Origin of the sequence: Dyadobacter arcticus (assembly GCF_011762185.1) — a bacterium.
In the GTDB taxonomy this organism is placed as follows: Bacteria; Bacteroidota; Bacteroidia; order Cytophagales; family Spirosomataceae; genus Dyadobacter; species Dyadobacter arcticus.
This window is the reverse complement of the sequence record NZ_JAASQJ010000006.1, coordinates 159,726-181,093: the sequence shown is the minus strand read 5'-3', so window position 1 is coordinate 181,093 and position 21,368 is coordinate 159,726. Positions and strand designations below refer to the sequence as shown.

Below are 21,368 nucleotides of genomic sequence, written 5' to 3'. Positions count from 1 at the left end.
TTGAGTAACAGGTGATTTGTTCGCTTGATCGTTAAAAATCTGGATAGTCAAACTTTTGCAAATTCAACTATCCAGAAACAATTGTTCAGAGAAGGCTTACCTTGTTATCGTTTGAATAACTCCACATTCACCGACTGATTAATTGCCACTTCTGATTTAATATTTACAGGTTTTTTATCCACACTGTTAAGTTCTACCAATTGAGCAGGATAGGAAATTCCATAAGCGGATTTAGCATAACCCGACATATCTGTTGTGGTTTCAACACCGGCCAATGTTTCCTTTTGGCGTACTAACAAACCGCTTTTTGCATCAAACCACAGATTATACTTAATTCCTCTTCCCTGCAGTTCGACCTGGTTTACCTGCACACCATTCAGCGTTTCCGCACCGACGGTTGTTGCAATGAGTCCCCGGTTTTTATAATCTATAAATGGAGCAAGATTCTCATACATTTCAAAACGCATGCTTGTCTGCTCCGCCTGGCTAAGGTCTTTCACATCCATTTTCTGTCCGATCGGCACTTTAATCCAGCCCGTGTTACCTTTGACGGTATACACAAAACTTCGTTTCATAATGGTTTTGGATTTATAAATGGATTGCTCAGAAATGGATACCGTGACATTGGCATCATATGGGGTTGCGGAAGATGCGGTATAACTTCTTTTGAGATTATAAGTCTTAACAGCATCCCAAAGCGCTTTTCCGCCTGTTGCCTTATAGTAATTGTCAAAAATGGAATCGGCAGGGATTTTCTGACCAAAAGTATGGACAGAAACAAGCAGCATGAAGGCCCAAAGTATCAGTGATTTTTTCATATCAATCAAATGTTATTGTTTTAAACGATTTACAGATTCTATGCGAAGGAAAGTTATTTCTTCAATTTTTAGATCAGCAAATATGTCTTTGGTTTAAATAAGCTGGATAAATCCGGCCCTGCTTAACATTTGTTTGCAAAAACCATTCCATTAATGACCATTACGAGTAATCTGGCGTGGTTGTTGAGACTTGGATGTTTCCTGATATCCTGAAAAATGAAAAAGGAAGCGTGATATTTCACCCTTCCTTTTATAACGCCGCGTAAAGTACTATACTTAGGCGTCGTTTCCGCCTGCGGATATTTTACCAAACCTGTATTGAAATGTAAGGTTAACCAGGCGGTTGGTTTGCTGCCAGTAAGAATTTTGTGAATAGGTAGCCGTGTTCAGCTGGCTTTTGTAGGCACGCGACAAAAAGATGTCCTGTACATTAAAAGATATTGTGGCCTTTTTTTCCAAAAAATCTTTTCTGATACCCATATTGGCGATAAAAACTCCCTCCCGGGTTCCCTGCGCAATTGCCCTGGGACCTTCATAATTGACATAAGCCGAAACACGGAAATCTGCGGGCAATGTGATAAAAGCATTCAAATTTCCTGAATAGCTCCATGTGCGGTTATTGATCTGAGCTAGCGTTGAAACAACTTCGCTACGAAAAAATCTGCCACTTCCATTGATTTTCAATACTTCCCCGATTTTCTGGGAGAAATCAGTTTCAAGTCCATAAGCAAGCTCGCGGCCCACATTATCATATCTAGTCAGAGAAATACCGCTCTCGTCGATGGTGCGGATCTGGGTAATGGCATTATTGGAGTAATCCATAAACAAAGATGGCCCAAAACCACCTGAGGACTCGTAATTGGAATAACCCATCTCGGCTTTATGGGTAAACTCAGGCCGCAAATTCGGATTTCCTGATTTTACATTTCTTGGATCAGAAACGTCCGTGTATGGGTTCAGCCAATCTGCTTCCGGGCGCTGCACGCGGCGGCTATAATTGAGTTTCATCTGCGACGACTCACCCAGCTTGCGGGTAAGCGCCAGGGAAGGCACTAGTGTCAGAAAATGAACGCCAAATTCACGTCCAATGCTGATCTGATCGATATTCTGGTTATAATCCGTTACCCGTAGCCCCGCTCGCATTCCCCACAGATCCGTTTTTTGCGAAAAGGTCATAAGGCCCGTGTAGGTGGCGTCGCTGTATGCGAACACATTGCTGATGTTCTGATCAAATTCATAAGAACCCGTTTCCCTGTTCATATTGTAGAAGGAATTGGTATTGTCATTGGAACTCATACGCGAACGAAGACCTACTTCCAATGTTGATTTTGGCGTGATCGGCCAGGTGTAATCTGTGTTCAGGAATAGGGACTTGCGGTTGCTATGGCGAAGGTTTTGCTGGCTTCGCATTAGGCTGTCAATTGCACTTTCCTGCATATAATAAGATTCGCCGTCCGAGCCGCCCAGCGAATAGCTCGATGTGAAATTGAATTGATGGTCTTTGTCAGCAAACTTTTTGCGGTAATCAAAATTGAAGTTCACATTATTTCCGTTGCCCTTACCTCTATTAATCCGCCTGAAACTTTCGGAAACCACACCAGGCACTAGGCTGGTTTCATTGAGCAGATTGCTGTTGTTGCGGCTATTGTCTCTGGAATAATTCATGCCCAGTTCCAATGAATTTTTTTCATTGATATCATAATTCATTCCTACCCTGCCAAATGTATTATTTCCGTTGTTCCCACCTTTGCCGGATTGTTCAAGGTGTGACGTGTTTTCAGAAATAAAATTGTCACGGCTTAATGTCCGTTTCCAGGTCATAGCCCTTGTATTCCCGCTTAGAGAAGCATTAAGGCCAAATTTTCCTGCGCGATAATTCAGGTTCCCGGATGCATTGTGATTATTCTTATTTCCAAGGCTCAGCCGCATTCCGCCATTGGTACCGCGTATTTTCGATTTTTTAGTAATGATATCGATCACGCCGGATGCTCCTTCGCCTTCATATTTGGCAGAAGGCGTAGTCATCACGTCAATTCGTTCGATCAAATTGGCTGGAAACGATTGCAGGATGGTAGGCAGGTCGCTACCGTAAAGGTTGGATGGTTTTCCGTCAATCAGCACCACCACATTGCCTTTCCCACGAACCTGTGGGTTACCATTTTCATCCAGGGAAACGGCGGGTATTTTTTCAAGCAGGTCGCTCACATTGTTACTGTTCGCGAGCAAGTCCTTTCCAATGGTGACCATTTTCTTATCAATATCATCCACGATCATGCTTCTCTCACCCTTTACAAGCACCTCGCTCAGCTTTTGCGCTTCGGCTACCAGAACGATATTTCCCAAATCGACCAGGTTACCCTCGGCTGCCACTTTCACATTTGCGACGACGCGGGTTTGGTAGCCCATATTGGTTACTCTGAGAATGTAATTTCCGGGAGAAACATTGGTAATGGTGAAAACGCCATTTTCATCTGCAACAACACCGTTTGCGAGTGTAGAATCCCTGGAAGCCAGCAAGGCAACCGTGGCAAAACTAACAACCGTATTGGCAGGAGATTCGACAACTTTACCAATCAGCTTACCTCCGTCGGTAACAGGTGTTTTTGTAATATTTACGGGAAAAGTATAATTATTGGGAAAAGCAAAAACAGTGTGGCAAAGTGTGATAAGGGTGATTATATTTAGGAATCGGACGTTTTTCACAGGGATAGGTTTATTGATTTTTATTAGGAATGGAGTTGAATTAGTCGATTAATCGGGTGTTTTGACTTGTTGAACTTCGCTTTCACAACGGATTCGGGAAAACCAGGCTGCCACAAAATTGGTAACGTACCCGTTAACAAAACAATTATATAAAAGTATGAAAAAATTAAGATTGGATTAATAAAAGTCTGAGGGGAAAAATAAAATCCCTTCCCCCTTCCTCCCCGTCCTGCCAAAGATGATACATTTGCAGGATGTACAAGATTCTCATTTCTCCCATACTCTTTCTCTTTGACGCCGAACGCATCCACTACTTTGCGGTAGAGATCCTGCAAATGGCCTTTAAAATTCCATTTGTCCCACAATTACTAAGATCGATATATACTTTCGAACATCCTGACCTGGTGCAGGAAATAGCGGGGCTGCGGTTCAGAAATCCTGTCGGGCTGGCGGCCGGATTTGATAAAAATGCGGAAATGGTAGACGAGCTTGAAGCATTGGGATTTGGGTTTATTGAAATAGGAACGGTGACGCCCCGTCCGCAGCCAGGCAATGATAAACCCAGGCTTTTCAGGTTAAAGGAAGATAAAGCGCTGATCAACAGGATGGGGTTCAACAATAAAGGAGCTGCGGTAGCCGCAGCGAAGTTGGCAAGTCGCAAATCCGAAATTTTAGTAGGAGGGAACATCGGTAAAAATAAAGATACCCCCAATGATCGCGCATTAGACGATTATCTGATCTGTTTTCGGGAGTTGTTTGATGTAGTCGACTATTTTGTAGTCAATGTCAGCTCGCCAAATACGCCAGGATTGCGTGATTTGCAGGAAAAGGCTCCACTAACTGCGTTGCTTGAGGAACTTCAGAAAAAGAATAAAGAAAAGTTTAGTCCAAAACCCATATTTTTAAAGATTGCGCCGGATCTGACGTTTAGCCAACTGGACGACATCATTGATATCATCAAACAAACCGGAATTGCTGGCGTTATCGCAACTAACACGACAATCAGCAGAGATAATCTGAAAACCGGCAAGTCGGAAGCTGAAAAATCTGGGGCGGGTGGCCTGAGCGGAGCACCACTGGCGCATCGGTCGACGGAAGTAATTCGTTACCTTTGCGAAAAATCAAGTCACGCATTTCCAGTCATCGGAGTGGGTGGTATTTCATCCCCGGAAGGCGCTTTGGAAAAAAGAAAAGCAGGTGCCAGCCTTATTCAGGTCTACACCGGATTTATTTATGAGGGACCAGGCCTGGCCAGGAAAATTTGCAAGGCCCTGGTAAAGAAGTAAAGTAAAACTCAGCATTCACGCATCCCAGAGTCGAATAAATGTCAGTCAATAAGCCGAGAGGAAACACACCGCGCCAAAAAGCAGAAGAAGCGACGGGTTCCCGTTTTAGTTTATCTTTCGATTGGGAACAGCTGTTTTCCAGTCCGAAAAATACCTTGGCGTGGGGTATCTTCTTTATTCTGCTCGGCATCTTTCTCGAAATCGCTTTTTTATCCTACATCATTACCGGCCTTTCCGACCAGAGCGTAATCGACGGTATAGGAGAACTTTCTGTTCGCGATGCAGGCCGACAAACGCGGAACCTGTTTGGCGTACTCGGTGCAGTACTCTCCCATTTTTTCATTTACAGATGGTTTGGTGTCGGGGCACTATTGCTTCCGCTCGTACCCATTGTCGCAGGCTGGAAAATGGCATTTGGAAAGGAATTTCTTCCGCTGATAAGAACAACCAAAGAGGTAGTTTTCTTCACTATTTGGATCAGCGTGCTTATGGGTTATGTGGTAATGATGAGCAATACTGAAAACAATCTGAGTTTTGTTTCAGGGGGAATAGGTTACATTACCAATATATTTTTATTCAATTGGCTCAAATGGGGAAGTGTTATCCCGATCATATTTGCGCTGTTTGTCTTTGCCGTCTTCTTTTACGATGCCCGCTCTGCCTATGAATCGTGGCAGCTTAAAAATGCCGCCCGGCAAGAAGCTTACGGAATAAAAGAAGAAATAAGCGACTTAGGTGAGGAAGTCGCAAAAAAACCTGCCGATCTCAAAAGCGATTTTGTTTCTGTTGTGGATGATACTTATGACGACCTAATTTTAGAGGAAGTGAAACCGCTGCCAGCGAGGACAGAAGATCCCGGGAAAGATTTAAAAAACGGCCAGGCGATTTATGCACCTCCGGTACTCGCTGTCTCTCCGCCGGTTATGTCTGCGGACACAAAATTAGAGCTGGAAGTGGAGGATACCACGCAGCTGAGCGAGCCGGTCGAAGAGGAATATGAGGATGAAGGCATTAGTACCTCGATTTTAAGGGAATTTGGTCAGTACGACCCGACGCTCGATTTACCTACGTACCGCTTTCCGACCATTGACCTTCTGAATGAGGTAATCGAGAATCAGCATGAAAAAGTAACTCATGAGGAGCTGGAAGGAAATAAGACAAAAATTGTAGATACGCTCGGCAGTTATGGGATCAACATTTCGAAGATCAAGGCTACGATCGGGCCAACGGTTACGCTTTACGAGATCATTCCAGAGGCAGGTGTAAGGATTTCGAAGATTAAAAACCTGGAAGGAGATATTGCACTGAGTTTGGCCGCATTGGGTATCCGTATCATCGCACCCATGCCAGGACGCGGAACGATTGGGATTGAAGTACCAAATAAAAACCGGGAAACTGTTTTTGTGCGTTCCGTACTCGCCAATGAGCGTTTTCAGAAATCCAATTATGATCTGCCAATCGTCTTAGGCAAAACCATTTCCAATGAAATCCACATTGTGGATCTTGCCAAGATGCCCCACTTATTAATGGCCGGTGCGACCGGGCAGGGAAAATCGGTTGGTTTGAATGTAATCCTGGCCTCTTTGATCTACAAAAAACATCCCGCTGAGCTGAAATTTGTATTGGTAGATCCTAAAAAGGTGGAATTGACGCTTTTCAACAAATTGGAAAGACATTTTCTCGCCAAACTTCCCAATGCCGAGGAGGCCATTATTACCGATACCAAAAAGGTGATTTTTACCCTCAATTCGCTTTGTATTGAAATGGATTCCCGTTACGACCTGCTCAAAGAAGCGGCTGTCAGGAATCTGAAAGAATACAATGCAAAATTTGCCCAAAGAAGACTTAATCCCGAAAAAGGCCACCGGTTCCTTCCTTACATTGTACTCGTCATTGATGAGCTCGCTGACCTGATGATGACGGCGGGGAAAGAAGTGGAAACACCCATTGCCCGGTTGGCCCAACTTGCCCGCGCTGTTGGAATTCACCTGGTGGTTGCGACGCAAAGACCTTCTGTTAAGGTAATTACCGGGTTGATCAAGGCCAACTTTCCGGCCAGGTTATCCTTCCGCGTAACATCCAGCATTGACTCCCGAACTATTCTGGACATGGGTGGTGCAGAGCAATTGGTAGGTCAGGGAGATATGTTGCTGGCGATTAATTCGGAAGTGATCCGTTTGCAATGTCCGTTTATTGATACCCGCGAAATAGAAGATGTTTGCGAATACATTGGTTCTCAGCGCGGATACGATGAGGCTTATGCGCTGCCGGAATATGAAGGGGAAGATGCAACCGAAGGAAAGGCAGACCTCAACCCGGACGATTTTGACACTTTATTACCCGACGCCGCACGCCTGATCGTCACGCATCAGCAGGGAAGCACTTCCCTCATCCAGCGCAAGATGAAACTGGGTTACAACCGCGCCGGCCGGATCATGGACCAGCTTGAAATCCTTGGTGTGGTGGGACCATTCACTGGAAGCAAAGCCCGCGATGTCATGTTCCACGATCTGAGCGGATTAGAGGAACACCTCCGTGTGATGGGTGTGAGTTAATGCTCCTACGATTTACCTTTCCCGTTTCCTGTGAAACAATGCCGTTAAACCTTCCTATGGACTGTTGGTCTAAATTTTGTAACGTATATCAAATTACGTATCCCTTATTTACTTAACTCACTAAAAAGCTAAATGTTTAATATGGAAAATTTCAAAAAAAGTACGTTTACGATTGCGATAGTGATGATTGCTTTGCTGACTTCGTTTTCCTCAAATGCGCAGGGAGATAAAAAATCGTCGGCAATCCTCGAAGCGATGAGTAAGAAATATCAGCAGATCAAATCATTCAAAGCCATATTCACGTACACGCCAAAGGGTGAAAAATCATTGAAAGGAGAGGCGACTGTGAAAGGCATGAAATTCAGGCTTAAAATGGCGGGTCAGGAAATTTTCAATGATGGAAAACTAATGGCGACTTATATTAAGGAAACCAATGAGGTTAACCTGCAAGATTCAGATCCTACCGCTGGTGGTGATTTGGATCCAACTAAAATTTACTCCGCTTACAAAAAAGGGTTTAAGTCTATCTTTTTGAAGGACAAAAAAGAGGGTAGCAAAAATCTGGAAGTGGTTCAGCTTACCTCCACGAATAAAAGCAGTCAGGTGGATAAAGTTGAAATTGAAGTAAATAAGGCTGATAGGTCAATCAACAGCTGGAAAATATTTCAGAAGAATGGTCAGGAAGTGGTTTATAAAGTTGAACAGTTTCAGCCTGATGTGACTGTTTCCGATAGCTTTTTTGCTTTCAATGCAAAACAATATCCGGGAGTAGAAGTTGTTGATCTTCGATAATAGAAGTTGAGATTTGACGAAAAAAAGGGCTGAAATCGATCGATTTCAGCCCTTTTTTGATAGTATTTGTTCGTGTGAGAATGTATTAGTTAACCGCCTGGTGCAAATCACGGTATTTCTTAATCAGGTTATGCGATTCCAATAATCCCGCTTTCTGATTTGCGATGATTTGTCTGATGTTTACAGGCAGATCTGTGTCAGTAGCCAATGCATCATCATAAGCTTCCTGGGCAGCATCTTCACCGTATTCGCAGCTTTCCAGTACAGAAGTCCTGTCATGGCCAGTGAAAGTAGCTTTGATGTCCATCCAAACGCGATAAATTTTACCCGAATTAGTGGTTCCTGTTGCTACGTCTCCACCAAGCGTCCTTATCTCAGCGCTTAACTCATTTATATTTTCACGGCTTTCGTTGGCCATTTTTTGAAAGATACCTTTCAGGTCAACATCCATATCTTCGACTTCAACAATTGCCTTTTCGTATCCATCGATACGATCGTTGTTAATTTTGATCAGGTCATTCAAGACCTCTACTAAATTTTCATTGGTTTCCATGCTATTCAGTTTTAAGGTTTGTGATTTTTTAATCCTTTGCGTGACGGATTAAAATCCTGTGCCATTATGTCATAAACCGGATTTGATCAAGGTTGAGGAAAGGATTCAATCGTATATGTAGCCGTTTTTACCCGAACTTAAATGGCAAAACCAATTTTCACACCGCCCCAGCGATGGTCCCAGCCGGTTTTGAATTCCTTGGTCAGAAAGGATTGGTAATACTCGATATATAATCGCCAGCAATGCACAACAAGGCCAAAGTTGTCCTGGAACGTGACTCGGTTTATCTGTGAAGAAGACAAGGTGTACGGACTATTGCGGCTGAACAACCCACCGCTCAAAGCAGCGTCGTAGCCGACCAGACTGACAAGGGGCTGGTTATAAATGTAAATCTGAAAATTCCTGGAAAACGGTTTTTCCGACCGGCTGAAAATAGAATTGATATTTCCGAGTTTGAGCGTCAAGCCCGCTTGCAGCTTGTCGGATAAGGTGCCTAATCGCAATTGAGTATTGGTATTGAGCTCAAATAAGTTAGCATATTTATAGATTAGCTTCTCATAATTGAGCTCGTAATTGAGAATTAAGTCATTGCGAATCTGATACTGCCACCCTTTTGGATCCTGGTCCCCTGTCCATTTATGAATGGTGCTTTGCATTCGGCTTGCAAATGCCGCGGGGCCAATCATCCCGGTGCTTATTACAGAAGTTAACCGGGCTTTTTGCACAGTATCGACAGAAATCCGAAAGGACTTTAACATAATACAACCAGCAAAGGGCCGGTCGTTGTAGAGGATTACATTGCTTTTAATGCTTGTCGGCGTGAAACCGTAATGTTCAAAAGTCAGCCCGTATTTGGAATAGGAGTTATTAAGCTTCACCAAGAGCTTATTGACAGGATTCTTCCTTAAAGCAGGTGCGACAATTTCGAAACTATAACCCTGTGTATAGTAGTAATCAGTTTTTCCAACAAAATCATTGTCGTAATGAAACCGGATGTAATTGTTACCGACCACGTTTCGAAAGGAAGCTGTTTGATCTATCCGTTGCGCAGATAGGGACAGTGAAAGCAGCAAGAATAGGAAAATGCCAGGTATCGGTCGGCTCATAGTAACCTACATACGAAATCCGTGAATCCTTAGACCTGATGAGCCAGCAGCGATTTGACATACTGTTCGCTGGTTGAAAAAAATTTCTGCTCTTCGGTGGGTTTATTCAGGAACCGCTGGATCTTTCCATTTTCATAAGCCCTAAAAACGGCAGGATGTACATAGTATTTTTTGCAAACGGCCCTTGTGTTTCCTAAATGCGCAGCGACAACATCCAGACAGGTATTCACAATCCGCGTGAACTGCCGCTGCGACTGGAATTTTTCCTGCGTACTCAAGTATTCAAATGCAGTAACGGTTCCCATCCACGTTCTGAAATCTTTGGCGGAAAAATGCTCCCCGGTATGTTCCCGGATATAATCATTCACCTGCCTTGCATTTAGCGAACATCTTCCTGTTTCAGTGGTGTATTGAAAAAGCCTTTTACCCGGGAGCTCCTTGTATTGCTTCACAAGCCTGGCCAGCTGGGTATCTTTGAGCGTTATATCCTGCTTAATGCCTTTTTTACCCGTAAAGATAAACCGGATACGGCTTCCGCTAACGGTAGCACAGCGCGAGTCCAATGTAGTAATGCCCGACGAGCCGTGCTTAATTTTGTATTGCTGGTTACCTACCCGGATACAAGTCTTATCCATCAGCTTGATCACCAATGCAACCGATTTTTGCAAGTCCAGATCCCTTTTTCTGAGATCCTGCTCCACATGTTCGCGCAGTGATGGGAGCGCTTCTGAAAAAGTAAGCAGTTTGTAATATTTGGTTTGATTACGGATCAGGTTCCAATGCGGATGATAGCGATATTGTTTCCGGCCCGCGTCGTCAATACCAGTTGCCTGCAAATGCGTGTTGGGATCGGAGCTGATCCATACTTCTTTCCAGGCAGGCGGAAGTACCAGAGCCTTTATTCTGTTGATGACCTGCTTGTCTGTCAGGCGAATACCTGCCCTATCTACGTAGAAAAAACGGGGCGATTTGCCTTTTCGGAAAAATCCGGGAGCGTCACCTGATTGTATATAATTCAAGCCTGCTGCTTCGGCAGTGAGGCGGGGATCTTTTTTGAGCTTTTTAAACTGTCTGGCTGTGATAACAGGCTCTTCTGTTAACGTTCCAACGGCTACCGACATGTGGTTTACATTAAACTGTGTGCCGGAGTTTTATAATAAAGTAATACCAATTAAAAAGTCCATGAAAAAACCCCAGCATATTTCTTTTCCAAATACGTCTGAGGAAGTATGTACTCATTTTGATGCAAATGTTAAAAACGGAGGCTAATCCCGGGTTGGCTTTTAGCCGGCTAATTGGTGATCAAAAATTTTTCTACACTGAAGGTCTCGCTGCGTTCCAATTTTTGAAAAAGACATTTCTTTAAAATATCCACCAGACCGTCGAAGCTCGTAGGTTTTTGAATGTAAAGGTTCGCACCAGCTTTGTAAGCCGATTCCCAAAGATATTGAGCCACCGAAGTGGATAAGATGATGATAGGGGTTTCTTCGAAGCCAGGCGTAGAGCGGATTTCCGTGAGACATTCAAGACCATTTTTAACTGGCATATTCATATCCAGAAAAATAAGGTCGGGCTTGGCAACTTCGCCATCGAGCATATTTATCAATTCCACGCCATTGTCTGCGATCTGCAAATTCATCGGAACAGGCAGCTGTTCCAATGCTTCCTGAAATAAAAAGGTATCATCGTCGTCATCGTCGGCCAGGAGAATCTGAAAGGTTTTACCGGTACTCATTATAGGTTTAAGGGGGGTCTAATGAATTAGATCAAAGTTAATGCATCCGGTGGGATGACAGACTCAAAACAAAATTAATACATCTTTTTTCAAGAATAAATTATTCTTCATGGCTGGCTGTGGCATGCTTTTTACAACATATGGAGAATAATACACAAAAAAATGAAAATAATTATGAAAAAGATAACATTAAGTACACTGGCGCTTGCGGCCATGATGGCATTTTCTTCCTGTAACAATAACAAGGCAGAAGATTCCAAGGAGGTTGCGGAAGAGCAAAATGAAGAAACGCTCGATGAAACCAAGTTGGAAGACGATTCGGAATTTGCAGTAGCTGCCGCAGATGGCGGCATGATGGAAGTGAAGCTTGGTGAACTGGCTCAATCCAATGCAGCAAGTGCCGATGTGAAAAAGTTTGGAGAGACCATGAGCAAAGAACATGGGAAAGCCAATGACGAGCTTAAAGCACTGGCGGGAAAAAAGAGCATTACTTTGCCGATGGCACTGAGCGACGCAAGACAAAAGGATTACGATGACCTTGCTGCCAAAAAAGGCGAAGAATTTGATAAGGCCTATATCTCATTTATGGTTGATGACCATAAAAAGGATATCAGCGAATTCGAGGAAGCTGCCAAAGACGCAAAAGATGCAGATGTCAAAACCTGGGCTGCTGGTAAAGTGCCAACTTTGAAACATCATCTGGAAATGGCCGAAGCCATTCATGACGCAAAAAAATAATAATTGGATAATTAGTAAGAGGGCCGGGGTTTGCATAGCAAGCTCCGGCCTTTTGTGTACAAGGACATTCTCACCTTTATTCCTAAGTTATCCAATGAAATGTTTGCTTAATAATTCTTGATCGGTTTATTTTGTCTACCAATTTTATAGAGTAGTTCATGATCCTCCATTTTTATACTCATAATTTCAAGATATGTTCCGGTTATTTCGGGTTGTTGTTACTGTGCATTACTGCGTTTTCATCCTTTGCGCAAACGCCGCAGCGGCCTAACATTATATTTATTTTCTCGGATGATCACGCCTATCAGGGAATTGGGGCTTATGGAAATAAAATTGTAAAAACCCCTCACATTGACCGCATTGCAAGAGAAGGAGCACTCCTAACCAATAATCTCGTCACCAATTCCATCTGCGGCCCGAGCCGGGCCACTTTGCTCACCGGAAAATATAGCCATACCAATGGATATAAGCGAAATGACAATACAAGGTTTGATACTAACCAAACGCTTTTGTCCGAAACACTTCGCAAAAGTGGCTACCAGACTGCCTGGATTGGTAAAATGCATTTAAACAGCCTACCGGCAGGCTTTGACTATTGGAAAGTACTCCCGGGCCAGGGTAACTACTACAATCCGGATTTCATCGGCCAGCCGAATGATACCACACGCCACACCGGCTATGTCTCCGATCTCATCACACAATTTTCCACGGAATGGCTTGCTAAGCGGGATAATTCCAAACCGTTTTTCCTGATTGTTGGGCATAAAGCTACCCACCGTGAATGGCTGCCCGATCTGCAGGATCTTGGCGCTTATGACAACGTCAACTTTCCACTACCAGCTAATTTCTATGATGATTATAAAGGTCGGTCTGCGGCTTTGGCGCAGGATATGACGATTGATAAAACCATGCGTTTGAAGCAGGATTTGAAAGTAGATTTGGATTACGAAAAAGACGGGACTTATAATCGTTTTAATACAGAGCAGAAGAAGATTTTCAAAGCCTATTATGATAAAATCACAAAAGAGTACACGGATAAAAAACTAACAGGTAAAGCGTTGATTGAATGGAAATACCAGCGTTATCTGAGGGATTACTTTTCAGTGGCGAATTCCCTGGACAGGAATATTGGTAAGCTACTGGAATATCTGGATCAAAGCGGTCTTGCAAAAAATACGGTCGTCATTTATGCCTCCGACCAGGGTTTTTATTTGGGGGAACATGGCTGGTTCGACAAGCGGTTTATCTACGAAGAATCCCTTAAAACGCCTTTCGTGATCAGATATCCGGGTGTGATCAAACCAGGCATCAAAGTGTCAGACCTGATTCTGAACATTGATTGGGCTCCGACTGTTTTGAATATTGCTGGGGCCAAAACGCCGACGGATATGCAGGGAAAATCGTTTTTGCCGCTTTTAAAAGGCACGCAAACAGCACAGATTCCGTGGCGCAAGGAAGCGTACTACCATTATTACGAATTCCCCCAGCCACATCACGTTTATCCGCATTTTGGCCTTCGTACCAGTCGGTATAAGCTAGCCTACTTTTATGGCGGCGCCGATTCTTGGGAGTTGTTTGACTTACAAAAGGACCCTACCGAGGTAGCCAACATATACGGGGCCAAAGGCACGGAGAAGCTCACAGCAGACTTGAAAGGGAAGCTGAAAATTTTGATGACGGAATATAAAGATGAAGAAGCTTTGAAAATTCTGGCTTCTGCAAAAAAATAATCGGGTGGATAAATCAGAATATGATGCGATTGTAATCGGCTCTGGCCCGAACGGATTGGCAGCCGCAATCACGCTGCAACGCGCCGGGCTTTCTGTTTTGATTGTAGAGGGGAAATCAACAGTGGGTGGAGGAATGCGCTCTCAGGAATTAACATTGCCAGGATATGTGCATGATGTTTGCTCCGCTGTTCATCCGATGGCATTGCTTTCGCCCTTTTTTAAAAGCCTGCCCTTAAAAGATTTCGGACTGGAATTTATACAGCCAAAGTTCGCGGCCGCCCATCCTTTTGATGACGGAAAGGTGGCAATTCTTGAAAAATCGCTCGAAAATACCGCGCTGGGATTGGGGAAGGATGCATCGGCCTACCGGGACTTTATGGGGCCACTTGTTGGCGATATTCCAGGTTTATTACCCAGCTTGCTGGGACCGTTTGTCTGGCCGGAAAAGCCAATCGAAATGGCAAAGTTTGGAATGAAAGCACTTCCTTCCGCAACATGGGCCGCGAAGAGATTTCAGACAAGGGAAGCGAGAGGGTTATGGGCAGGAATGGCCGCGCATGCCATACAGCCTTTGCAAAACGTGGCCACGGCGGCATTCGGCATTATGCTGATGGCCTCGGCCCATTTGAATGGCTGGCCTATTCCCAAAGGTGGAAGTCAGTCGATCGCGAATGCACTTGCAGCATATTTTCAATCACTGGGCGGCAAAATTATTACTGATTTTCAGGTAGAATCCCTGGATCAGCTGCCTCCGGCAAAGGTGGTTTTAGCAGACATTACCCCCAGGCAATTGCTGAAAATGGCAGGTAGCAAGCTAAGCAGTTCTTACAAGAGCAGATTAGAAAAATACCGCTACGGAATGGGTGTTTTCAAGATTGATTGGGCGCTGGATGGTGTGATACCATTCACGTCCAGGGAATGTCAGGATGCCGCGACTGTGCATTTGGGTAATACGTTGGAGGAAATTGTGGATTACGAGAAGGGTATCTCGGAAGGCAGGCAAGGGGATAAGCCATTTATGTTACTCGCACAGCAAAGTGTATTTGATCCTGGCCGCGCTCCCGCAGGAAAACATACTGCCTGGGCATATTGCCATGTTCCGCACGGCTCGACAATTGACATGACGACCGGAATAGAAAATCAGGTGGAGCGATTTGCGCCTGGCTTCAGGGATTTAATCAGGGAAAAACACACGATGAATACCAGCGAAATGGAAGCTTATAACCCAAATTATGTAGGCGGGGACATTAATGGTGGCATACAGGATATTTTCCAGCTGTATTCGAGGCCGGTTTTAAGTATATCCCCTTACCGTACCTCTGCGAAGGACATTTATTTATGTTCTTCTTCAACACCTCCGGGCGGCGGCGTGCATGGCATGTGCGGATACCACGCAGCGAAACAGGTGCTGAGCGACGTATTTGCCATCATAAAAAGTTGATTTTATACAAGAAGGTTTAATAGTTGTGTTATGAAATTTTCATTAAAGCATTTTTTAGGAATATATTTTATTGCGTTAATTGCCTTTGCTAGTGTCAGTTGTGAAAAAAAACAGACTGCCGAAGAAAGGACCGCGGACAGCCTTGCACATTGCATTGCTGATGGGATTCCGTCGAGAGCATCTGCAATTAAAAATGCAAGCTATGTTGTAGAAGGTAAGGGCGACACAGCCGGCATGGTTTGGATAAACGGAGGTAAGTTTCTGATGGGAGCTGATGAATTTCCTGATTCGCGGCCCATGCACGAAGTATCCGTCAATGGCTTTTATATGGATGACCATGAAGTAACCAATGGGGAATTTGAGGCATTTGTAAAAGCTACCCAATACAAGACGGTTGCAGAAAGACCATTAAATCCTGCCGACTATCCAGGTGTTCCCGCGGATAAACTTGTTCCCGGATCTGCGGTTTTTACCCCCACGCCAACCCGCGTTTCTCTGGAAAATCCGCTGCAATGGTGGACTTATGAACCTGGCGCCAGCTGGGCACACCCCGAAGGTCCGTCGAGCACAATAAAAGGAAGGGAAAATTTTCCCGTAACCCATGTCTCTTACGAGGATGCGGCTGCTTACGCCAAATGGGCTGGTAAAAGGCTGCCTACCGAGGCCGAATGGGAATTCGCTGCCCAGGGTGGAAAAGGAAATCATACCTACTATTGGGGCGACGAACTCAAACCGGGCAATAAGTGGGTCGCTAACATTTATCAGGGCAGTTTTCCGGATAAAAACACAAAAGAAGACGGCTACCTGGCAGCAGCTCCGGTTAAGACTTTTCCCGCCAATCCGTATGGCTTATATGATATGGATGGGAATGTGTGGGAATGGTGCGAAGATCTTTTTCGCCCGGATTATTATGCAAAAAGTACGGGGGACAATCCCAAAGGCCCTTCTGATAGCTACGATCCTGACGAGCCGGGAGCCGTAAAACGCGTTCAGCGCGGCGGCTCATTTTTATGCAGTGACGATTATTGCATTCGTTACAAAGCAGGCAGCAGGGGAAAAGGGGAGGTGACGAGTGGGAGTAATAATTTGGGTTTTCGGTGCGTGATGGCTAAAAAATAAGGATACATATTTTATATCGATCAATATTTTTTCATGGTGTTCTTATGAAGAAATAGTGAATGAGTATGCCGATGATAACAATGATCAACCAAGGCAGCTGTTTGCGGATTTGATAGAAGTTATTGATCCAATCCTGCTTTTAAAAAATAAATATTTTTGTAACTGCAAATAGAAATATCAATCCGAGGATATACAGCGCCGCCCCCTTCGACATAAAATCACCGAATTCTTTCCACAGCAACACATAGATTATTGCAGTGATAACCATTGCCCAATTGAGGAATTTGATTAAACTTTTGTTGAGCATCACTTTAAGAGTTGAAGATTTTGCGGGAGCGGTAGCCATTAAAGCAATATCCTAAACTGCTTGGCGCGCTTGTTTGACAATTATTTCCTTTCCGGTTCCATCTAAATGTTACTGACACAGCCGCAATCGGAGCAGCTGACTAGCTTTTTGCCATAAAGCAAATAATAAGAGCTCTAAAGGTAGCCGTATCATCGAATTCCCATACTTTCATTGCGGTATAATATTGATTATTGCATCCGTTACAGAGATGCACTCGCACGAAAGGCGGAGTGACGAATGGGAGCAACAATTGGGTTTTCGGTGCGTGACGAAAGGAGGTAAGTTATTTGAACTGTCGCTGTCAGCTATCGGTGGTAAGAGACAGTTCAAACAGTTTAAGATTTGGTGAATTTACCATGAAGAATTAGTAGTGCGATAGAAGAAAATTTGGTAATTACTCCTACAAATGCAAGTACATACCCCAATGCTCTAAATTTCTCGGACGCGAGAACTAGGTCGATGCCAATAAATGCTACCAGCATTCCCGCAATAAGAAGCAAGACTTTGTTTTTTATTGTTAGCTTTTCCATTGTCACATTTTATTTCCTGTTAAATATTGCGGTTGTTGAATACCACAAGTGAAACATTGTTTGACAGCATTGAAGATGTAATTAATTGAGTATGTTCCAACCAAGTCGCAGGCAGTATCGCATAACCAATCTTTTTCACATTGCTTCTTATAAGCCTGATAATAAGAGTTAAATGCTTGATCTGAGCATTTCCAGCTACAGGTAACTCCGGGATAGAATTTTGAATTTTTGCCCGAGTCAAATATACCTAGTGTTTTGATCTGGTTTTTTTCAATGATCGTTTTGTTCAGGATCTCACCATACCTATTCACCCATTTAACCTCGCCTGAGTAAGAAATATTCTTGTTTGGAAATGATGAAGTCAAATTATGCAATCTTAAAAATGGATATACTTGATCGACATTTTTAGTATTCAATACGATCATGATATCCCTTGTCATTCCTTCACTTGAATTAAGGTGAATGATCAGGCCTTCAAAATTTGATGGATACTCAATGGCCTGAATACCTTCAATTTGAACATTTTCCAAATTATTGGTTATGGATAAATATTCTTTTGATTTCAAAAAAACTGGAAGGCAGCATAATTCTCATCAACCTGTCGAAGATTTGGTATCTCAGTGTTAGCTTTCAAGATAAGGGCTATTGACCTGACTAATAAGGTCTTCATTAGTTTTGGAGCAGCTCATAACAACTAAAATGGAAAGACAGAGGGCAAAGGTAGCAAGCTTGATAAAGTTGTTTTTCATTATGTAGTTCGCCGAAGGGTAAAATTTTGTGCGGTGTTGCCAAAAACTAAATCGACTTTGCAAACCTCCTTAAAAAAATCTCCAACTATTGCTTCAACAACAATAAGTTTTATTAGAATTGCGGTAAGTTTTACCCGCCACTATAACATGACACTATACATGACTTTCGGAACCAGATTACGTCAATTAAGAGAAAAAAACCGCCTCTCTCAACAGGAAGTTGCCGACTATTTAGGAATCGGACAAAGTACTTACAGCCAGTGGGAAAGTGATCAAACTACATTCAAAGTCCACTATCTGCTTCGGCTTTCTGAATTATTTGCGGTCGACATAAGCCAGTTAGTTCCTCGGGATATCAACATGAAGGATGCTCCCAATTTAGTAAAATGGCCGGTTTCCAATGAGCCGGGAAGTAAAATGGACTGTCGGTTATTGACCGAGCTTCTCGAAAGTAAGAATGAGGTAATCAAATTACTTAAAGAGGAAAATGAAAGATTAAAGGCAAATTACTTTCTCAAAAAGAATTAATCTAGTAACTTTATAGAGTATTAGAAATTTGTCAAATAGCATGCATTTTCTGACTGTTCCCGGTTTGGCTAGTTCTGGTCCGCAGCATTGGCAGACGATCTGGGAAAAACAGTATCCTCAACTTTTCAGTAGGGTACAGCAGGTAAACTGGGACTGGCCTGTCAAAGAAGAATGGGTGTCGCAATTACAGAAGCAAATCAGTGAATTGGAAGAGCCGACGATCCTGATTGCGCACAGCCTGGGCTGCATTACCGTCGCGCATTGGGCGCAAGAACATTCCTCAGAACTAATAAAAGGAGCTTTACTCGTAGCACCTGCCGATGCAGAATTATCGAAAAGACTCAATTTTGTTGTAAACTTTACACCAATACCGGTGTGGTCTTTTCCGTTTGAAAGTATTGTGGTGGCAAGTACCAATGACATTTACGCCAGTATCAGCCGCTCGAAAGTATTTGCGAGCAACTGGGGAAGTGAATTTATCAACATTGGTAAAAAAGGACATATTAATGCAGTTTCCGGACTTGAAGACTGGCAGGAAGGAAAAGAAATCCTGGGACAGCTTGGCAGCTTCGAACGTCTGCCCCAGGAAGCAACGAAATAGTAAAAATTCTCGTACAAGCGTGCAATGCGGTTCTTTAATTTAGGTTATCTGTTTATCTTACAAAAAATTCTTTCCACAATTTAATCAATGAAGATGTTTATGAAAAAAATGTTTGTATTCGTGGTGGCCGGCTTGTTATTCAATGCCGCTGCTATTGCTGGCGGACCAGGTAAGACGAAGGCGGCAGATAAAACGCTGGCTATTGATGCAAAAAGCAGCACAATAGTTTGGGGAGCCAAAAAAGTGACCGGAACTCACGCAGGCACGGTGGTTGTCGAAAGCGGATCTCTGATTGTAGACGGCGATAAATTGAAAGGCGGAAGTTTTGTAGCCGATGTGAAATCTTTGGTAGTAACTGATGTTACTGATAAAGAAATGAATGGCAAATTGACCGGCCACCTTAAAAGCGACGATTTCTTTTCTGTTGAAAAGCATCCACAGGCGAAACTGGTTATTTCATCCGTAACACCAAAAGGTGGCAATGCGTATGATGTAACAGGAAAATTGACGATCAAAGGCATTACACAGGAAGTTAAGTTTCCTGCTACAGTAACATCCGATGCGAAAAAAGTAACTGCCAACGCAAAAGTTGTGATAGATCGTACGAAATACGACATTAAATTCAGGTCAGCTAATTTCTTTGAAAACCTTGGTGATAAGGCAATTGAAAATGATTTTACGCTAGACGTAAATCTGGTAGCCAATAAATAACACCAGTTTTAGTAATTGCAAATCCAATCCGGTCTGACGATTCAGACCGGATTTTTTGATAACTCAAAAATTTCTATGAAAAATTTCATTACCGGATTGCTGATCATCGCATTCACCCTTTGCGGCAAGGCGCATGCACAAACCGAAAATAAGCTTCCTGACTGGACTTTCGGCGGCTTTAAGCGTCCCGCAGATGTCAATCCGGTAATCTCTCCCGATTCCACGTCCACCTTTTTCTGTCCAATGAACAAGAGGCAGATTGACTGGGAATCCAATGATACATTCAATCCCGCAGCTACCATGAAAAACGGGAAGATTGTGGTGCTTTACAGGGCAGAGGACAAAGCGGGAAGAGCTATTGGAAAGCGCACATCCCGGTTGGGATATGCTGAAAGTGAGGATGGTATTACTTTTAAAAGAAAGAAAGAACCTGTGTTGTTTCCTGACGAAGATGGTCAGAAAGCCAATGAATGGCCGGGAGGCTGCGAAGACCCGCGTGTGGCTGTGACAGAAGATGGCTTATATGTGATCATTTACACCCAATGGAACCAGGATAAGGCAAGATTGGGCATCGCCACGTCCCGCGACTTATTAAAATGGGAAAAGCATGGGCCCGCCTTCACGAAGGCATACAATGGAAAATTCAATGAAATATGGTCTAAATCGGGCTCGATTGTGACGAAACTCGTCAATGACAAACAGGTTATTGCAAAAATAAATGGTAAGTATTGGCTGTATTTTGGAGAAGCCAATGTGAATGTGGCAACATCCACTGACCTGATCAATTGGGAGCCGGTTGTAGATAAAAATCAAGATCTGGTCAATTTGATATCGCCTCGCAAAGGCTATTTTGACAGCAACCTCACAGAATGCGGCCCTCCGGCTATCGTTACCGAAAAAGGCATTGTGCTCTTATATAACGGTAAAAACGACAAAGGCGAAGATGGCGACAAAAGATTTACGCCCAATAGTTACTGCGCCGGCCAGGTTCTTTTCGACAAAAATAATCCTACCAAATTGCTGGCGAGGCTGGATGTTCCTTTCTTCCGTCCCATGGAATCATTCGAAAAGAGCGGCCAATATGTAGCTGGGACCGTTTTTATTGAAGGTATGGTGTACTTCAAAAAGAAATGGTTGCTATACTACGGATGCGCCGATTCAAGGGTGGGTGTAGCTATTTACGATCCCAAACAAAAAACCGCTGGCGACCCGCTTCCTTGAATGCTGGCATCTCTAGTGCAAAGCGCTTGTTTTGTAACCATTTATTCGGAGGCCTCCAACCGATATATATATTAAAATTTCGATCTAAAGACCCAATCTTTACGTA

19 protein-coding genes are annotated in these 21,368 nt (G+C 43.5%); 11 read left to right on the top strand and 8 right to left on the bottom strand.

What is annotated here, in order from left to right:
* Positions 1-104: 104 nt before the first annotated feature.
* Together FHS68_RS24460 and FHS68_RS24455 are read right to left on the bottom strand one after the other, a co-directional pair.
* Positions 105-818: a hypothetical protein gene (locus FHS68_RS24460; RefSeq protein WP_167276278.1), complete on the bottom strand. Its 714-nt coding sequence runs from the start codon at positions 816-818 to the stop codon at positions 105-107.
* Positions 819-1,094: 276 nt separating this feature from the next.
* Entirely contained in the window at positions 1,095-3,521 is a 2,427-nt protein-coding gene (locus FHS68_RS24455; RefSeq protein ID WP_310588643.1) for a TonB-dependent receptor, read from the bottom strand.
* A 254-nt stretch (positions 3,522-3,775) separates the two neighbouring features.
* Between FHS68_RS24455 and FHS68_RS24450 the strand changes: the two genes are divergently transcribed.
* From FHS68_RS24450 to lolA1, 3 genes are all read left to right on the top strand, one after another.
* Positions 3,776-4,807, top strand: a complete 1,032-nt coding sequence (locus tag FHS68_RS24450; protein ID WP_167276276.1) for a quinone-dependent dihydroorotate dehydrogenase — start codon at positions 3,776-3,778, stop codon at positions 4,805-4,807.
* A 38-nt stretch (positions 4,808-4,845) separates the two neighbouring features.
* Positions 4,846-7,362, top strand: coding sequence for an FtsK/SpoIIIE family DNA translocase (locus tag FHS68_RS24445; protein ID WP_167276262.1), 2,517 nt, complete (start codon positions 4,846-4,848; stop codon positions 7,360-7,362).
* A gap of 141 nt (positions 7,363-7,503) precedes the next feature.
* Positions 7,504-8,154, top strand: a complete 651-nt coding sequence (lolA1, locus tag FHS68_RS24440; RefSeq protein WP_167276259.1) for an outer membrane lipoprotein periplasmic chaperone LolA1 — start codon at positions 7,504-7,506, stop codon at positions 8,152-8,154.
* A gap of 85 nt (positions 8,155-8,239) precedes the next feature.
* Here lolA1 and FHS68_RS24435 read toward each other — a convergent pair whose 3' ends face one another.
* From FHS68_RS24435 to FHS68_RS24420, 4 genes are all read right to left on the bottom strand, one after another.
* Positions 8,240-8,707, bottom strand: a complete 468-nt coding sequence (locus FHS68_RS24435) for a ferritin-like domain-containing protein (protein ID WP_167276257.1) — start codon at positions 8,705-8,707, stop codon at positions 8,240-8,242.
* 137 nt (positions 8,708-8,844) lie between these two features.
* Positions 8,845-9,813 carry a lipid A deacylase LpxR family protein gene (locus FHS68_RS24430; RefSeq protein WP_167276254.1) on the bottom strand — a complete coding sequence of 323 codons (969 nt, stop codon included), beginning with the start codon at positions 9,811-9,813 and terminating at the stop codon, positions 8,845-8,847.
* Between the two features lie 29 nt (positions 9,814-9,842).
* Positions 9,843-10,934: a DNA topoisomerase IB gene (locus FHS68_RS24425; RefSeq protein ID WP_167276252.1), complete on the bottom strand. Its 1,092-nt coding sequence runs from the start codon at positions 10,932-10,934 to the stop codon at positions 9,843-9,845.
* A 170-nt stretch (positions 10,935-11,104) separates the two neighbouring features.
* Complete coding sequence (locus tag FHS68_RS24420; RefSeq protein WP_167276250.1) at positions 11,105-11,548, bottom strand: response regulator; 444 nt, start codon at positions 11,546-11,548, stop codon at positions 11,105-11,107.
* Between the two features lie 174 nt (positions 11,549-11,722).
* Between FHS68_RS24420 and FHS68_RS24415 the strand changes: the two genes are divergently transcribed.
* The 4 genes from FHS68_RS24415 to FHS68_RS24400 all read left to right on the top strand — a co-directional run bounded on the left by FHS68_RS24415 (position 11,723) and on the right by FHS68_RS24400 (position 16,576).
* Entirely contained in the window at positions 11,723-12,286 is a 564-nt protein-coding gene (locus tag FHS68_RS24415) for a DUF4142 domain-containing protein (protein ID WP_167276247.1), read from the top strand.
* Between the two features lie 158 nt (positions 12,287-12,444).
* A complete protein-coding gene (locus FHS68_RS24410; protein WP_167276245.1) occupies positions 12,445-14,016 on the top strand; it encodes a sulfatase family protein in 1,572 nt (523 codons plus the stop codon).
* A 4-nt stretch (positions 14,017-14,020) separates the two neighbouring features.
* The gene (locus FHS68_RS24405; protein WP_167276242.1) at positions 14,021-15,457 is read left to right on the top strand and encodes a phytoene desaturase family protein; all 1,437 of its coding nucleotides are present in this window, start codon (positions 14,021-14,023) and stop codon (positions 15,455-15,457) included.
* Between the two features lie 30 nt (positions 15,458-15,487).
* Entirely contained in the window at positions 15,488-16,576 is a 1,089-nt protein-coding gene (locus FHS68_RS24400) for a formylglycine-generating enzyme family protein (RefSeq protein ID WP_167276239.1), read from the top strand.
* A gap of 681 nt (positions 16,577-17,257) precedes the next feature.
* Here FHS68_RS24400 and FHS68_RS24395 read toward each other — a convergent pair.
* Both FHS68_RS24395 and FHS68_RS24390 read right to left on the bottom strand, forming a co-directional pair.
* Complete coding sequence (locus FHS68_RS24395) at positions 17,258-17,452, bottom strand: hypothetical protein (RefSeq protein ID WP_167276237.1); 195 nt, start codon at positions 17,450-17,452, stop codon at positions 17,258-17,260.
* A gap of 2 nt (positions 17,453-17,454) precedes the next feature.
* Positions 17,455-18,018: a hypothetical protein gene (locus FHS68_RS24390; protein WP_167276234.1), complete on the bottom strand. Its 564-nt coding sequence runs from the start codon at positions 18,016-18,018 to the stop codon at positions 17,455-17,457.
* 330 nt (positions 18,019-18,348) lie between these two features.
* On the opposite strand from FHS68_RS24390, the gene FHS68_RS24385 reads away from it, so the two are divergent.
* From FHS68_RS24385 to FHS68_RS24370, 4 genes are all read left to right on the top strand, one after another.
* Positions 18,349-18,729 carry a helix-turn-helix domain-containing protein gene (locus tag FHS68_RS24385; protein ID WP_167276232.1) on the top strand — a complete coding sequence of 127 codons (381 nt, stop codon included), beginning with the start codon at positions 18,349-18,351 and terminating at the stop codon, positions 18,727-18,729.
* A gap of 40 nt (positions 18,730-18,769) precedes the next feature.
* Positions 18,770-19,330, top strand: a complete 561-nt coding sequence (locus FHS68_RS24380) for an RBBP9/YdeN family alpha/beta hydrolase (protein ID WP_167276228.1) — start codon at positions 18,770-18,772, stop codon at positions 19,328-19,330.
* Positions 19,331-19,429: 99 nt separating this feature from the next.
* Positions 19,430-20,041 carry a YceI family protein gene (locus tag FHS68_RS24375; protein ID WP_229212048.1) on the top strand — a complete coding sequence of 204 codons (612 nt, stop codon included), beginning with the start codon at positions 19,430-19,432 and terminating at the stop codon, positions 20,039-20,041.
* Between the two features lie 75 nt (positions 20,042-20,116).
* Positions 20,117-21,262, top strand: a complete 1,146-nt coding sequence (locus tag FHS68_RS24370) for a beta-1,2-mannosidase (RefSeq protein WP_167276225.1) — start codon at positions 20,117-20,119, stop codon at positions 21,260-21,262.
* The last annotated feature ends 106 nt before the right edge of the window (positions 21,263-21,368 follow it).